The 15,993-nt window shown below is 59.8% G+C and carries 9 protein-coding genes; 3 read left to right on the plus strand and 6 right to left on the minus strand.

Features of this window, described 5'->3' with window-relative positions; all coding sequences use genetic code 11:
* Positions 1–9 precede the first annotated feature (9 nt).
* Both L4X63_RS21865 and L4X63_RS21870 read right to left on the minus strand, forming a co-directional pair.
* Positions 10–7,104: an MBG domain-containing protein gene (locus L4X63_RS21865; protein WP_250680791.1), complete on the minus strand. Its 7,095-nt coding sequence runs from the start codon at positions 7,102–7,104 to the stop codon at positions 10–12.
* Between the two features lie 422 nt (positions 7,105–7,526).
* Positions 7,527–7,712, minus strand: coding sequence for a hypothetical protein (locus L4X63_RS21870; RefSeq protein WP_250680792.1), 186 nt, complete (start codon positions 7,710–7,712; stop codon positions 7,527–7,529).
* Between the two features lie 545 nt (positions 7,713–8,257).
* Between L4X63_RS21870 and L4X63_RS21875 the strand changes: the two genes are divergently transcribed.
* Positions 8,258–8,416 (plus strand): hypothetical protein, encoded by a 159-nt coding sequence (locus tag L4X63_RS21875; RefSeq protein WP_250680793.1) that lies wholly within the window; start codon positions 8,258–8,260, stop codon positions 8,414–8,416.
* A 149-nt stretch (positions 8,417–8,565) separates the two neighbouring features.
* Here the strand turns inward: L4X63_RS21875 and L4X63_RS21880 are convergent, their stop codons facing one another.
* The 4 genes from L4X63_RS21880 to L4X63_RS21895 form a co-directional block, all read right to left on the minus strand.
* Entirely contained in the window at positions 8,566–9,195 is a 630-nt protein-coding gene (locus tag L4X63_RS21880; protein WP_250680794.1) for a TIGR02594 family protein, read from the minus strand.
* Positions 9,196–9,223: 28 nt separating this feature from the next.
* Complete coding sequence (locus tag L4X63_RS21885; RefSeq protein ID WP_250680795.1) at positions 9,224–9,430, minus strand: hypothetical protein; 207 nt, start codon at positions 9,428–9,430, stop codon at positions 9,224–9,226.
* 163 nt (positions 9,431–9,593) lie between these two features.
* Positions 9,594–10,241 carry a hypothetical protein gene (locus tag L4X63_RS21890; RefSeq protein ID WP_250680796.1) on the minus strand — a complete coding sequence of 216 codons (648 nt, stop codon included), beginning with the start codon at positions 10,239–10,241 and terminating at the stop codon, positions 9,594–9,596.
* Between the two features lie 585 nt (positions 10,242–10,826).
* A complete protein-coding gene (locus L4X63_RS21895; protein WP_250680797.1) occupies positions 10,827–11,489 on the minus strand; it encodes a hypothetical protein in 663 nt (220 codons plus the stop codon).
* A 466-nt stretch (positions 11,490–11,955) separates the two neighbouring features.
* Here L4X63_RS21895 and L4X63_RS21900 point away from each other — a divergent pair, with 466 nt between their 5' ends.
* Both L4X63_RS21900 and L4X63_RS21905 read left to right on the plus strand, forming a co-directional pair.
* On the plus strand, positions 11,956–13,353 hold the full coding sequence (locus L4X63_RS21900; protein WP_250680798.1) for a sodium-dependent transporter: 1,398 nt from the start codon (positions 11,956–11,958) through the stop codon (positions 13,351–13,353).
* Positions 13,354–13,874: 521 nt separating this feature from the next.
* Positions 13,875–15,374, plus strand: a complete 1,500-nt coding sequence (locus tag L4X63_RS21905) for a hypothetical protein (RefSeq protein WP_250680799.1) — start codon at positions 13,875–13,877, stop codon at positions 15,372–15,374.
* Positions 15,375–15,993: the final 619 nt, after the last annotated feature.

A 15,993-nucleotide genomic window follows, 5' to 3' on the forward strand; every position in this document is an offset into this window, starting at 1 on the left:
TTTCATTCATCACTTGATAGTCAGGGTATGGTTGACCGAGTCGAGGTTGAGGATCCAGTATCCCTTCCATGGCTCGATGACCGGATCGCTCGCCACCGTCCAGGAATCGTAGGTGGTGCCGTTCCACCAGTAGAAACTCCCCCCGATCTGGTTGGCGGCGATGGCGTCGGTCAACGGCTTGCCGTCGATCTGCCAGACGCTCCCGACGTTGGTCTTGTTGACCGTGTTCGGGTTGGCTATCATCGTCCACCCCGGTTTGAGGGGCACGGTGGCGGTGGCAGGCCCCGCCGTCCCGCTGTAGGTGAGCATCGTGCTGCTGTTGATCGCCTTGACGAAGTAACCGTTACCGGGGTTTAAACCGGACACGACGTTGTAGGAGCCGAGCACCGTGGTGCTGTCTTCCGAGGTCGCGCCCGAGGGGACCCACTGGTAGATGACGCTGACCGTGCTGGCGAAGAACCTGGACGGGTTGACCCCGGCGGTCTGGTAGGGCACCGCCACGATGTTCCACCCGTTGTACAGCGGAGTCCGGATGGTCATGAAGACGGTCTCGGTCGGGTCGGTATCGGAGACGACCGAGTACTGGTACACGGTGTTGGGCAGCAGCGCCGAGGTGTCGGTAAAGGTCGTCTCGGTGGTATTGCTTGCCAGCACCTTGGCAGCCCCCCCTGCCGAGATGCGGCTCACGGTGAAGCTGGCACCGGACTTGACCGCCGCGAAGGAACCGCTCGGCGGCCCAGCCACGGCGGGCGGGATGGGTACCGATTTGCTGGCCGTGCAGAAAGCGGTGGAGGCGCCATTGGTGCCGCTGCAGCTCCATCCCCACGGGCCGGAGCCGGAAATGGAAGATGCCGTCCCCGACGAGCAGAGGTTCGAGGCCGGAGCCGACGCGAACGTCTGCCCGTTGGCGCTGCCGCAGACGCCGCTGGTCACCTGCGCGATGATCATGGTGCCGGTGGCGCTTCCTGAGTAGTTGGCATCGCTGACCGTTGCGACCACGGTGTAGCTTCCCACCACGCTCGGGACGGTTGCGCTCCCGTTGTAGGTGATTCCGACCGCCAGGCCGCCCGGCGACGTGCTGGCCGTGGCACTCTTCGCACTCCCGTTGTAGAGCTGGTTCAGCCCGCCGAGGGTCACGGTGGCGGCCGCCTTGGCGATCGTCAGCGTTCCGGAGGCGTTCCCCTGGTAATTGGTGTCATTGACCGTAGCGGCGGCCACATAGCTTCCCGCCGCAACCGGTACCGTCGCGCTGCCGTTGTAGGTTAATCCGACGGCGAGTCCCGCAGGGGTGGTGGTTACGGCCGCCGGGAGCTCGTTGCCGTTGTAGACGCGGGAGAGCCCGCCCAGCGTCACGGTCGCGCTGGCCTTGGAGATCACGAGCGTTCCGACCGTCCCCCCTTCGTACCGGGAGTCGTTGACGGTGGCGAGTACCGTGTAGCTCCCCGCCACGGTGGGGGGGATCACGCTCCCGTTGTAGGTGATGCTGGCCTCGAGGTTCCCCGGGGAGGTGGTGACCGTGACGCTCTTCCCGTTCCCGTCGTAGACCTGGTTCAGGTTCCCAAGCGTCACCGTCGCCGTCATCTTGGCGGCCACGTTGATCGCGACGCTCTTGGAGGTCCCCGCATAGTTGGCGGGGTCGTCGGGGATGAATTCCACCGTCAGCGTTTCCGCACTCCCTACCGGCAGCACGGTTCCCAGTGCCGGTGTATAGCTGAAGGATCCCGGGACGGAGGCGGCTGCGTTCAACTGGGTTGCCGACAGCGGCGTACCGGTGAAGATGTCAGCCGGGTTCCCCCAGGTAATGACCGGTGTCGCCTTCCCGACCGTCAGCGTCCCGTTGAGGTAGCTGAAGGTGTAGTTGTTCGAGGAGAGGTTCCCGACCGTCGCGATGATCGGGTACCCTCCCACCGGGCTCGATGCGGTTGCCGCGCAGGACAGAGCCGGTGCGCCCTGCAGCGAGGCTAAGGTGTCGTTATTGACGAATCCGGTGAAGGTGGCGGTCAACTCCGGGTTGGCCGTGTTGTACGGCCGGGCCGCATCAGCCGCGGTCACCGTGAGGGAAGCCTTCTGGACGTTCAGCGTCAGCTGGTTGGTGGCTGGCGCATAGTTGGCGTCCCCGGCCTGGCTTGCGGTGATGGTGGCCGTTCCCGCACCGGTTATCGTCACCGTGTTCCCGCTGACGGTGGCCACCGCCGCGTTGGAACTGGCGAAGGCAACCGGGTTGCCGGAGGCGCCCCCGGTTGCGCTGAGGTCGAACGGGGCGTCGCCGTACACCTTGCCGGGGACCTCCCCAAGAACGATGCTCTGGCTGGCCTGGTCGATGGCGAGGGTAGCGCCCACGAAGGCGAAGCTGTAATTCGCCGCCGAAAGCGATCCTTGGGCCACCGTGATCGGGTAACTCCCCACCAGGCTTCCGGCGACGGCGGTGGTGCCGATGGCCGGAGTGCCGGTGAGAACCGCCTCGGTCTGGCCGTTGACGAACCCGCTGTAAAGGTAGGTCAGTGGCGGGTTCGGCGCATTGTAGGCGCGGCTGGCATTCTGGGCGGTGACGGTGACGAGCGCCTTGGCTACGTTGAGATCCTGCTGCGCGGTGGCGGAGGCGTAGTTGGCGTTCCCCGGCTGGCTGGCGGTGATGGTGGCGGTACCGGCCCCGACGATGGTCACCGTGGCCCCGCTCACCGTGGCGACGGATGAATCGGAGCTCGCAAAGGTCACCGGCTCGCCCGAGGCGCCCGGGGTGAAGGAGAGGTCGAAGTCCGCGGCGCCGTAGGTTTTCGCAGGGACCGGGTTGAAGGTGATGGTCTGGCTGGCAAGCCCAACCGCAAAGGTGCCGTTGACGAAGGCGAAGCTGTAGTTAGCCGCAGTCAGGGTGCCGAGCGCCGGGGTGAGGGTGTAGCTTCCGGCGGGGCTGGCCGCGTCCGCGTTGGTGCTGAAGGACGGCGCGCCGGTGAGTACCGAGGCGGTCTCCCCGTTGACGAATCCGGTGTAGGTGGCGGTGAAGACCGGATCGGGGGCACCGAAGGCGCGGTTGGCGTTGCCGGCGGTGACGGTAAGGAGCGCCTTGTCGACGGTCAACGGCTGGGCGACCTCGGCAGCCTGGCTGTAGTTGTCGTTACCCGCCTGGCTCGCCGTGATGGTGGCGGTACCGGCCCCGGCGATGTGGATCAGCCCCCCCGCGGTGATGGTGGCCACCGCCGGATCCGAGCTCGTGTAGGTGACGGCGTTCCCCGAGGCTCCCCCGACTGCGCCCGGTCCGAAGTCGGCATCCCCGTAACTCTTATTGGAGAGTGCGGAGAAGGCGATCGACTGGGCAGCCGGTGCGATCACCAGGGTGACGTTGGCGCTTCCCTGGTAATTGGCATCGTTGACGGCGGCGGCCACGGCATAGCTCCCGGCCCCGGCCGGTGCCGAACTGGAGCCCGCGTAGGTGATGGTGACGGCCAGCCCGCCGGGATTGGTGGTGACGGTCACCGCTTTAGGCGTCCCGTCGTAGGTCTGGCTGAGCGCCTCCACGGTCACGGTGGCGGCGGCCTTCCCGACTTCCACCTCCACGCTTCCGGCGGCGCTTAGGTAGTTGCCGCGGTCCTCCGGGGTGAAGGTGACCGGCGCGCGGTAGGTCCCTGCCGCCGAAGGCACGGTCGAAGGGGTGGTGAAGGCGAAACTGCCCGGCACCGAGGCCGTCCCGCCCGAAAGCGTCGAGGAGGAGAGCGCCTGGTTGAAGGTGATCCCGCTCGCGGCAGGCAAGGTAGTGATGGTTGGCGTCGCCTTGGCCACCGCGACATTGACACTCCCCGCCACGGTGTTGTAGTTGCTGCTGTCGGGCGTAAAGGTGATCGACGCGCTGTACGTCCCTGCCGCCGGAGGGATCGTCGAAGGTGCGCTGAAGGCGAAGCTGCCGGGCACCGAGGCCGCCCCGCCGGAAAGGGTCGAGGAAGAGAGCGCCTGGTTGAAGGTGATCCCGCTCGCAGCCGGAAGGGCCGTGATGGCCGGGGCCGCCTTGGCCACCGCCACCTCGACGCTCGCCGTCACAGCGCTGTAGTTGCTGCTGTCCGGGGTGAAGGTGATCGCCGCGCTGTAACTCCCCGCAGCCGAAGGCACGGTCGAGGGGGTGGTGAAGGCGAAGCTGCCCGGCACCGAGGCCGCTCCGCCCGTGAGGGTCGAAGCCGAGAGGGCCTGGTTGAAGGTGATCCCGCTCGCCACCGGCAGGACCGTGATGACCGGGGACGCCTTGGCCACCGCCACGTTGACGCTATCGCTGACCGTCCCGTAATTGGTGGTGTCAGTCGGGGTGAAAGTGATCGAGGCACTGTAACTTCCTGCTGCCGGAGGTATCGCCGACGGAGTGGTGAAGGCGAAGGTCCCGTCCACCGAGGCGGTCCCGCCGGAAAGGGTGGAGGCGGAGAGCGCCTGGTTGAAGACGATCCCGCTCGCGGCCGGAAGCGCCGTTACAGCCGGGGTCGCCTTGGTGACGGTGAGCTTCCCGTTCACGTAGCTGAAGTCGTAGTTGTTCGAGAAAAGGTCCCCGACCGTGGCGAGGATGGTGTACTCCGCCACCGGGCTCGAGGCGTCGGCCGCGCAGGAAAGCGAAGGCGCCCCCTGCAGCGAGGCGGCGGTGTCGTTGTAGGCGAAGCCGCTGAAGCTTGCCGTGAAGGCCGGATTGGAGCTTCCGTACGGGCGGGTCGCGTCGGCCGCGGTCACCGTGATGGTCCCCTTGCCGACATTCAGGGTCTGCTGGGCGGTGGCCGGGGCGAAGTTGGCGTCCCCCGCCTGGCTCGCGGTAATGGTCGTGCTCCCCGCGCCGACAATGGTCACCCTGCTCCCGTTAACCGTGGCGACCGCGCTGTTAGAGCTTACGAAGGTCACCGGGTTCCCCGAGGCGCCGCCGGTGGCGGAGAGGTCGAAGGCCGCGTCGCCATAGACCTTGGCGGGTACCGCAGTGAAGCCGATGCTCTGGCTGGCCTTGCCGACGGCGAGGGTCCCGGGTACGTACGTGAAGCTGTAGTTGACGGCGGAGAGAGTACCCTGGTCGACGGTAATGGGGTAATCGTCCACCGGACTGTCGATGACGGCGGTGGTGGAGATGGCCGGGGAGCCGGTGATGACGCCCTGGTCCTCGCTGTTCACGAAGCCGCTGTAACGGTAGGTGAGCGGCGGGTTGGCGGTGTTGTAGGCGCGGCTCTGGTTGTCCGCGGTGACGGTGATGACCGCCTTCGCCACGTTGAAGGTCTGCTGTGCGGTGGCCGGGGCGTAGTTGTCGTTACCGGCCTGGCTGGCGGTTATGGTGACGCTACCGGCGCCGGTGATGGTGACCGTCTTCCCGCTCACCGTGGCGGCCGCGGTGTTGGAGCTCTCGAAGGTGACCGGCAGTCCGGAAGCCCCCGGTGTGTAGGAGAGGTCGAAGCTCCCATCTCCGTAGTTCTTCGCACCGATCGGGTTGAAGGTAATGGTCTGGCTGGCAAGGTCGACCGCGAGGGTCCCTTTGACGAAGACGAAGGTGTAGTTGACCGCGGCGAGGGTCCCCTGGCCGACCGTTATATCGTAGCTCCCCTTGGGGCTGTTGATATCGGCGGTGGTCGTGAAGACGGGGGCGCCCGAGATCACCGAAACGGTGTCGCCCTTGACGAAGCCGCTGTAGGTGGCGGTGAAGGGAGGGTTATCCGTGCCGAAGAGGCGCTGCTTGTTATCGGCGGTGACGGTGATGACGGCAGGGTCGACGGTGAAGGGCTGGGCAACGTCGGCAGCCGCACTGTAGGTGTCGTTCCCCGCCTGGCTGGCGGTGATGGTGGTATTTCCCGCCCCGGTGATGTGGATCAGCCCGCCCGCGGTGATGGTGGCCACTGCCGGGTTCGAGCTTGTGTAAGTAACCGGGTTCCCGGAGTCTCCCCCGTTTGCCGCCGGGCTGAAATCGGAGGCGCCGTAGGTTTCGTTCCCGAGCGGGGCGAAGGCGATGACCTGGGCCAGCTTCGTCGTGGAGGTGGAGCTCGAAACCTGGAGGGCTGCGCTGTAGTTGCCGTTACCCGCCTGGTTGTAGTTGACCGTGCAGGTACCGGCGGTGCCCGACATGGTGATGGCGACCGTGGAACCGGCGCCGGTGCTCGTGCCGCTGCCGCTGCATACGCCACTGGCGGTTATCGCGACCGGCAAGGATGAATCGGCGTGGGCCGCGACGTTGAAGGTGGAGTTGGGCGCTGCGGTCGCGGGAGCGGCGGTATCGACGGCAATCGCCTGGCTCGCCTTGCCGACCGCGACGTTCACGTTACCGCTGGCGGTATTGTAATCGGTCCCGTCATCGGGAGTGAAGGTGATCGCAGCGCTATAGGTCCCCGCTGCGGAGGGAACCGTCGAGGGGGCGCTGAAGGCGAAGGTCCCGGGGGTCGATGCCGCTCCTCCGGTAAGGGTTGATGCCGAGAGGGGCTGCTTGTAAACGATCGCGGAAGCAGTGGGAAGAGTCGAGATGGCCGGGGCCGCCTTGTTCACCAGGACGGTAGTCAAACCGGTCACGCTGTTGTAATTGGCCGTGTCGGAGGGGGTAAAGGTCACTCCTTGAGAAGCGGAACCGGCACCCGGATAGGTCCCCGGAGAGGTGAAGGCAAAGTTGCCAAGCACCGCCGCGCTCCCTCCCGTCAGCGTTGAGGATGCGAGGTTTTGACCGTAGGTGATAGCTGAGGCCGTGGGCCAGGCGCTCACGCTGGGATTTCCCTTCACGATGGTCAGGGTAAACGTGCTGCTGACCGAATTGGAATCCTGGGTAACGGTTATCGTGTGAGATCCAGCCGGAGTCGTTCCGTCGGTCGAGCAGGTCATGGGGGCTGACGTCTGCCCCATTGGGACCGCGGCTCCGCCGTTGAAGACGCAGGTAAGGCCGGCTAGGGTGGAGGATGAAAAATTTGCGGCCCCGCCGGAACCGTTGCTCCAGGAGATGGTCAAGGTGGCATCGATCCCACTGGTGGCAACCCCGTAAGCAAGGTTGTTCTTGGCGAGAGTTCCAACCGAAAAGGAACTGATCTTCTGCTGGGCCGCCCCGGCGGGTGTCGCCGTCAAACTAAACAGCAGGATCGGCAGTACCGCCAGCATCCATTTGGAACAACGCGTTTTCAATTCCACAGGTTCCCTCCTTCGATAAATACAGGTGATGCATTACATAAAACCGGAAGCGCCGCTGGCCGGAAACGGACGCGATTGCCGCCACCGAGACGCAAAAAATTGGAGGTTGGTCTCTTCCCTGAGCTCGCCTGGAGGCGGAGCCGTTACTTTTGGAACAAAAAAAGGCCGAATAACGCCCGCGAACGGGTACATTATTCGGCCTCTTATTACGATGAGCCCAATATTACAACTATCTAATAAATTTCAAAAACCCAGCAAACACAAGCCAGCTTTAAGCAGGTAAATCTAATGCAATCGATATGCCCGTCCCTAACATACGGGAAACCGGAGCCCATCCCACCAGCGCCACCAGGCATCCCCGGCGATATGGCGGAATTTCAACGCCATTTCACCGTTCGCGTCCCGGCCACCTTACGGAAACGTCAGGAGCCGGAGTTGGAAGCCTTCCGCCCCCCATCGCCGATCAGATCATGGACAGACTTGTATTCGATCTTGCGGGGACTGCCACTGGCGTAATGGATAGTGACGCTTCCATGGAATTTCGTCGCTTCGAGCTGTCTAAGAATATCGTCCAAGCAAAGCTCTGCTCTTCTTTTCGCGCTGTTCATAGCCTTGCCTCCAAGCATGTAGTTCACACACTTCACGGCGTCTCGTTTGAAGTCTGCATCTACAAACAAATCCCCGATTACTCAGGACGCGTCCTTATCAATGGCACGCGATTTAGTGTATGTTTAATTAACTTTGTCGACTATACACCACACAAACAGCGAAACAAAATTACATGCATACAGTAATCGTAATTTTTTGATCGGTATTACTATGTGGCTATCCTGACTGTCAAGAGAAATAAAAATATCACTAATATGACCCAAACCGCCTCAATAAGGGTCACAAATCCGTACTAGGCAATTTCAAAACAGTGTAACAGTTCATCATCTTTGACCTTCCGGGAAGAGCCTTTCATCGGCCACCCCACATAAGTCGGGTTACAGTTTGCAAATTAACTTATTTTTTTTAATTTTTCCGATACGGGAACGTTACCCTTGGCGCACGCCCCCCAGCTTCATGGGAGCTTGCCGCCCGAGGCAGCCCAAACCGCGGTTGCGTCGCGAGGGCGTTTCCGGCGGCCCTCTGTCCAGCATGGGACGGACAGATGAAGCCAATCCCGCCCAAGCCGATCCTCCCCCGGTATCCGCGCACAACCGCCCGCCAGCTCCCACCGGGCTACGAGCGCCTCCAGTCCCCCACGATCTACGAATTGCCGCTGGAAAACTACGACGGGACCAAGGGTGGCTACCACAACCCCGACTAAAGGGGACGAGATCCTGAAGAAGGCGCCGGTGGGGGAATAGTGGGAGAGTTGCAGGCGGCGCGCAGGTAGGCCGCCTGCAACGGTACGGAAGGAAAGAAGTGGCCGGAAAGGGGGACTGGCACCGCGGCGGAGCCAGTCCCCCCTTTCATTTAAGGAGAGGGCATCCGGTAGCCGAGCACCCTGCTTTTCGGAAATTCGGCGAGGCAGACCTTGTCCCCCTGGTTTCCGCCCAGCAGGGTAACCGTCGCCGCCGACTCTCCCACGTAGAAACCGACGTGCCCCCCACCTTCGCGGCTGAGGACCGCGACGCAGCCCAAGCACGGGGTGTCGATCTTTTTCCCCCACTCAAGCCATGAGCGGGCAGCGGCGCAGTCGGTCCCCTCATACCCCGCCTTCTCCATGCAGTAGTTGACGAACGAGGAGCACCACGGGGTCTCGTCGCAGGAGCAGTACGGCTCTCCCAGGCTGGTCGATTTCAGGTACTGCACGATCCGGGCATTGTTGGCGAATCCCGGCACCTCGTGGACCCCCTTTTCCCCCTCCGCGATCCGCAGCCAGACCGGAGCATCCGAGGGGGGAGCCAGCGCGGTCAGGAACTTATGCGCTGCCCACCCGGCTTCGCCCCCTTCGCGCCGGACCTTGAACCAGTAGTTGTCCGCCGAGGCCTCCATAAAGATCACCTGTTCTTTCTGCCTGAGGATGTGGAGCACCCTCGCGTCGACACTGGGCCCCTCGCGCAGGTTCAGCGAACTTGCCGTCACTACCATTTTCTGGGTCATCCGAAACCTCCTTGCGTCGCGTGATTATTTATATCTTCAGCTTGGCCAGGATATCGAGCGCGTAGACGCCGATCCCGCCCAGGGGAACCAGCAGCGCCTGGACCACCGCGTTCTGGGTAAAGGGGGCGAAGGCCCCGTCCCGCATCGAGGCGACCAGGTGCTCGAGCGCCGCCTTCCTCGCCTTTTCGGCGGAGCGGCGGAGCTGGCAATGCCGGAAACACATAGCACGGTACACGGTTGAAGGGGGACGCTGGGGAGGATAAAGCAGTCAAACCTGATAATTGTAGCAGGAAGGCAACGTGTTAACAGTGCCCGCGCGCGGGCGACAAAAAAGAGCCCCTAATCTCTTGGTTGGTAGAGACGGGGCCCAATCTTCGGACGGATCGGAGAGTAATAAGCTAGGGGACCATGATGCTAACCATTTCCGACCAGGGACCTTTTTTCCCCTTGGCGAGTACATAACGGCCCCTCAGGTAGGCCCTTTTGCCGGAGATCAGGCCTGCCATCTGGAACTTGGCGTGGAAGAAGGAATCGAAGCGCTGCCAGTTGCTCTCGTTGCTCGGGTCGTCGTAGGTAAGGTGGACTTCGATCCCTTTTTTCGCACCGCCCGGCACCTTGCATTGCACCGTATTCAGGATCTTGTCGACCGCCTGAAGCTGAAGGGAGGGGGACGAGGTCTCCGACAACTTGCTGCTCGGCTTCGTTTTCAGCGAGCTAAGGGTGTGCAGGCTGAACCTCGCGGGGAGGCTCGGATCCTTGCGGGATGCCAGTTCAACCAGATCGAGGAAGCACCCCATGGTCTCATTGAACTCCTTCCTCTGGGCTTTCCGGTCTTGGGTGGTCTGGGGGGGCTCGTTCGGGTGAGCCGCCTCGTACTTGGCCTTGAATACATCATAAGCAGTCTGCACCTCGGCCGGCTGGTGAAACTGGGCCGGAATCACCGAGAAGGGTGAATCCGGGCTGTTGTAAACCGCCACTGCAGGTCTCATCAGGGACAGGGCATCGGCGTCGGCAAGCGGCGCCAGTAAGCTTTTCCCTTGTGACATATACACTCCTTTCCAACCGTTTCGATCCGTCGATGGTGCCAGTATACCTCGGTCAACAGAAATGTGAATTTTTTTTAATTTTTTATCCTTTTTCCGGAGATTTTCTCCCCCTCAGCCGTTTTCTCCTCGAGGTTCCCTCCGAAAAAGGTTGATTTCCTAGGATTTTGAGTCGGCTGACGGAGAAAAAGGATCCGCCTGGAGATTTCGCGGAGGCGATCGGAAGCAAAATGGTAGGATTTTCGGAGAAAAAGAACCAAAAAGTGGGGAAAAGAGATCAAAACCGGGGCAAACAGCACCGACTCGTGCCGCATATGAGGCCTCATTAGCGAAAACGCCAGCAAAAAGACAAGATTCGGGATGAGAAAAGGTAAAAAACGGAGTGAAATAAACAGAAAAAGGACCAGTTTTCGGAAAAAACGACTCGTTTTTACCGATTTTTGGTACGTTTTGGGGAAAAACCGCTTAAAAACAGCTCCAAAAGCCGCTAATGAACCTTATTTGGGGCAATTTGCCTCCTCAACCGGTGGCTATCGGCGGGGGCATAGGCGTAACAGGGCGACTGGTACGACGTCCGTCCCCATGATGCTAGTACCCCCAGTGGTAGCCGATCATCCCGAGCAGGTGGAGGCCACCGGCGTCGAGGTCCCTCCCTGCCAGGGTTATGTACCCCCGCGTGTACTGGAGCTGGACGCCAAGGTCCAAGGATCCTACGAAGTTCCAGTAGAGGCCGGCGTCAAGCCAGAAACCGGGGCCCGCGCTGCTGTGTTCGTTCGTGGTGTCGCCGGCTTGGTTCGTGCTGGTGGTCGAGCCGACGATTGCCAAGCCGCCGCCGGCGAAACTGCGCAAGCTCGGATAGGTACTGTCGACCCAGAACTTCCGAATGCCGAGGTTGACCTCCCACACGCCCGAGGTGTTGCCTGCCATCCCGTCGGGGACGTAATCGGAGTAGGTAAGGAGCATCTGACAGGCAAAGCTGACCGGCCAGCTCTCCTTCTGGACGTCGACATCCACCAGCCCGATTTCCGCCTGGCCGTCCGCCGGAGCCCACCCCGACTCCATGAACTTGTACCCGAAGACATAGCTCGCATGCCCCTGCCAGCGGTCGGCCTTGACGGGGGAAGGTATCTCCATCGCTTCGCCCTGTCCGGCTGGTTCCGCCGCCGCGGTTATCCCGGTGGCAGCAACCACCCAGAGGGCACACGCCAGTAATAGGAACACCCGTCCAATTACACCTTTGCTTCGCAACATAAGCGCCTCCTTTCAGCGTAAAGGCAATGGCACATGGTTGCTTGAAGATGGCAACTGTATCTCGGGATTGAAAGCTCAGTTATGTCTGTGAGTGGGGGAGTAAAGCAAGTGTACTGCGAGGCTGTGTCAGTTCAATGGGCTCTTCTTTCCATAGACCGCCCTCCTCCCCTCAATGCGCCGATCCGGCAGCCAATTACGGGCGAAAGCCTGTGGGTAAGGTCTTTACCCTTGATCCTTTAGCGACAGGTACGGGCCCATTGAAAATTAAAGAATGAGTCGTGCCGAGCCCTGCTTAGCCAGACCAGCCAGAACCACCGGTCCCACCTGGAGCCCCCCACTTCAGCTGTTTAGGTAAACCAAAATTGTTTTTACAATGGAAAACTTTAAGGGTAGGATGCTATGGCATTTCGCAGGCCGTTAATTCTATAGCAAGACAAAGGATTTGTACGTGGAGGAACTAGAATTCGTGGGAAAGACTTCTGAAGATTGCGTTGTAGCAGATCAGGTAACCCCTCTTAAATCTCGAGACAGTTTCACCTCTGGACTTGGCGTCATCGCCGCCACCCTTGGCTCGGCCGTTGGACTTGGCAATATCTGGAAGTTCCCGTCGCTCACCGGACTAAACGGGGGAGCCGCTTTCATCATCGTCTACATTCTCGCCGCCTTCATGGCAGGGGTACCGGTCATGATCGCCGAATTGATGCTTGGCCGCCGCTCCCGCTCGGATGCCCTCACCACCTTCCGGGTCCTGGAACCTAAACGTGCCCAGTGGGGACTGATCGGGGCGGCCGGAGTCCTGTCGGCCTTCCTGATCCTCGCCTTCTACACCGAGGTCGCCGGATGGGTCATCGCCTACGTCTTCAAAGCCGCCTCCGGTAGTCTGCTCTCCACCGATCCCAAAGTAACCTCAGCCGCCTTCGAGAAGCTCATCGCCGACCCGGTTCAGTCCGTGTTCTGGCAGTGCATCGTGCTGGTCTTTGTCGGCGCCATCATCATCGCGGGTGTCTCCAAGGGGATCGAAAAAACCACCAAGCGGCTGATGCCGGTGCTCTTCGCGATCCTGGTCATGATAGGGGTGCGCAGCCTGATGCTGCCGGGAGCCGCCGCGGGGCTCAACTTCCTTTTCCGTCCCGACTTCTCAAAGGTCACCGGGGCCGTGCTCCTCACCGCGATGGGGCTTGCCTTCTTCAAACTCTCCGTCGGCATGGGCACCATGATTACCTATGGTAGCTACTTCACCAAAGAAGAGAACATCCCCCTGACCGCGCTGCGCGTCATGCTCGCCGATCTCACCGTCTCCATCCTGGCTGGGATCGCGATTTTCCCGGCGGTCTTCACCTACGGATTCAAGCCGGAGGCCGGGCCATCGCTCCTCTTCATCACCATTCCGGCGGTCTTCTCGCAGATCCCCTTCGGCAGCGCCTTCGTGATGCTGTTCTTCGTGCTGGCGGCCATCGCAGCGACCGGAGCGATGCTTTCCATCATGGAAGTGCCGGTCGCCTACCTGCACCACCGCTTCTCCATGTCGCGCCTGAAGGCCACCACAATGACCGTGATCCTGCTGGCCCTGATCGGTTCTACGGCTGCGCTCTCGAACAGCGTCCTCGCCGGGGTGAAGCCGTTTGGGATGACCTTCTTCGACCTGTACGATTTCCTCACCTCCAACCTTCTGATGCCGGTTGGCGGTTTCTTCATCTGCCTCTATGCCGGCTGGGTGTGGGGCCCGCAAAAGGTAAAGGAGGCGCTATCCAACGACGGCGAGCTGAAAAACGGCGGCGTTATCACCCTCTTCCTCTACCTCCTGAAATACGTGGCTCCGATATCGATCGGCATCATTCTGCTCCGCGGCCTGAAGATCATCTAGCAGATCCCCTCCTCCGCCCGTACGAAAAAGGGGACTGGCTCCGCAAGTGCCAGTCCCCTTCGTCAAACGCGAATCCACTTTATAACCTCCCCCCGCCTGTGCCGTTTTTCAAACCCACCATGCCACCAGGTCCCCTCCCCCTTCCGCGGATGGATGAACCTGCCAGTGGAGATTACAACAATCCAAACCTCCCCCGGGCCAGCGCCGCCTGCTTCGGTAGTCGCTAAGGCTAAAAACACAAAGGGCCCAAAAGGTTCATGATCTGCTGAAAAAGGAAATTTCACAGACGAGCCCCCAGATGGGCACCGTTCAACTCCTTGCCTTCCACATTCGGGCCCTTTCAATTCGCCACAGAAAATCCACCGGATGCCGCATTGCAGACCCATCGAAATCTGGTAAATTTATCTGTGCTCTCATGTTGTAGCCGTGCAAGTTACGACTATGCCGGTAGCGACGTGTTAAAAGACCTTCTCACGAAGGCGCCCTCCGAAGCAGTTGTGCTCGACCAGGAGGTTCAACCCATGTATTTTGCCGTCCAGTTTCCGTTTGCAGATCTACGCGAATTTCTCGGTTATAAGGGGGTAGCCACTCCAAAACTTTCACCGCCTGCGGAAATCGGAAAAGACTTCATTCGCACCTCAGGTGTCTTAACCCAGCGATGCAAGGGTGGAATACGAGAATGGCCGGGGGAGGATGTTTATTGTGGTGCGGCATTAGCCCTACGCTTTCCTAATCACCTTGGCTTGGCCCAATTGGGAACTGGTTCCCTGAAAGCAAAAGTAGTCAACGCCTACCGTCGATTCTATTCTTTTGGCCCCGTCTCGCGCTTCGAAGTCACTTTGCAACTTGATGTGGAAGACGCCGATGCTAAAGGAGTTTCGGGCCAAGAATGGTCAGTTTTGCTGACAAACTTACTTCGGATTCCAATGCACAAGAGGAGAACGCAGGGAAACCATTTGATCACGAGTGCATCGCAGTCGAATAGGAAGCCGCATATCGTCAAATTGATTCATGCGAGCAAAATACTTTCTGAGGTGTATCTTGCGGCCACCACAAAACGTAAGATAGCGCCCCAAGATGAGCAACAGCCATGGTGGTACTGTCCAGGAACTCCGGCTGTTATTATTGAGGTCGCCCAACCATCTTTGATCACAAAAGCTCTACCGTATACACGGCATGTTCTCGATGTGCCAGAGGCCTCAGCTTCGATATTTCATACTTGGTTGATAATCGATGGTCAATCTTGCAGTACTTGGCTGATTGCCACTGGCCAAGGAGGGGACCCGGATGCTACTAGAAGGCTTCGCATCTGCTTGACACGTATGCATGCCGAGCGAGAGTGCTTGAACCGCATACTTTGTAACATCGGAATCGGCCCAGGGTGTAAGCTAACGTTGGGAGAGAACCTTGACCAATTGGATCAAATCGCTGAATATCTAGAGGAGGCTCTGCCAACAATTCAGAAGGGGAAACGCCTAGGTATCGAACAAATTTCTTTGTTCAATGCAGTACATGATGCTTTCGAAGTTGCAATTCCGGGGAAAGACGCAACACTTCAAAATCTTCACTGGCAGTTAGCGGAGCGGGTAAAAAAATATATTGACCGAGCTCAAGAAGGACGAATTGCCTATATTTTGGGAGGGCAGATGTCAACCAAAATTCAGATTGGTAACGTCAGCGTAGTTGGTGATATCAACGTAGTAACGGCAAATCAAATAGTTAACAGCTTTAATAAAGTCAAGGGGCTGGACGCATCCAGCGACCTAAAAGATAAGCTGGAAAACCTCCATGTCGAAGTTACTCGGCTTGCAAAGGAACTTCCACCTGATGCCGCAGAAAATCTTGCGAAAGACCTCAATTCACTCACTACTGAAGCGGTCTCGACGAAACCTCGTAAAAAGTGGTATGAAATGTCAGCTGAAGGGATTTTGGAGGCGGCAAAATTTGTCGGAAGCATGACAGAACCTGTTGGCAAGGCTGTGAAAGCTGTTCTTGCTTTATTAGTGGCCATAGCAGGTTGATCTTGGTGGCCTGATCTGGTCTTCGGACAGAAAATTGAAAGGTTGGGTGACACCTCGGGGGGAGAGGGCACGGGCGATCTCATCACTGGAGAAACGCAACGATTTACAAGACCGGTCAGGTCATTCTTGTTCCTTCCCAGGGGACAACCGGGACGCTTATGCGTTGCATGCGTTTCCTGCGAACATTGATCTTGTTCTCCTCTAAGATCCTCGTAATTCCAGAAGCGCAAAAATCGCCTCTACATCCCCTCGATTCCACCCTTTATAACATCACCCGCCTGTGCTCTATTTCCAACCCGCTATGCCACCAGGCCCCCTCCCCCTTCCGCGGATCGATCAACCTGCCAGTGGAGATTGCAACAAATCCAAACCTGCCCCCGGGCCAGCGCCGTCTGCTTCGGTAGTCGCTAAGGCCAAAAACACAAAGGGCCCAAAAGGTTCATGATCTGCTGAAAAAGTAAATTTTACAGACGCGACCCCAGAAGGGCACACTGATCTTGCCCAGCAATAACGGACACGAAATTAAGCGGCTTGTCTGGCCTCAAACGCTGCCGGGCTGATGTTGCCATTGGCGCTATGACGGCGGTTACGGTTGTAGTCAACCTCGATGTATTCAAAA

It is taken from the genome of Geomonas sp. Red32 (assembly GCF_023652955.1).
In the GTDB taxonomy this organism is placed as follows: Bacteria; Desulfobacterota; Desulfuromonadia; order Geobacterales; family Geobacteraceae; genus Geomonas.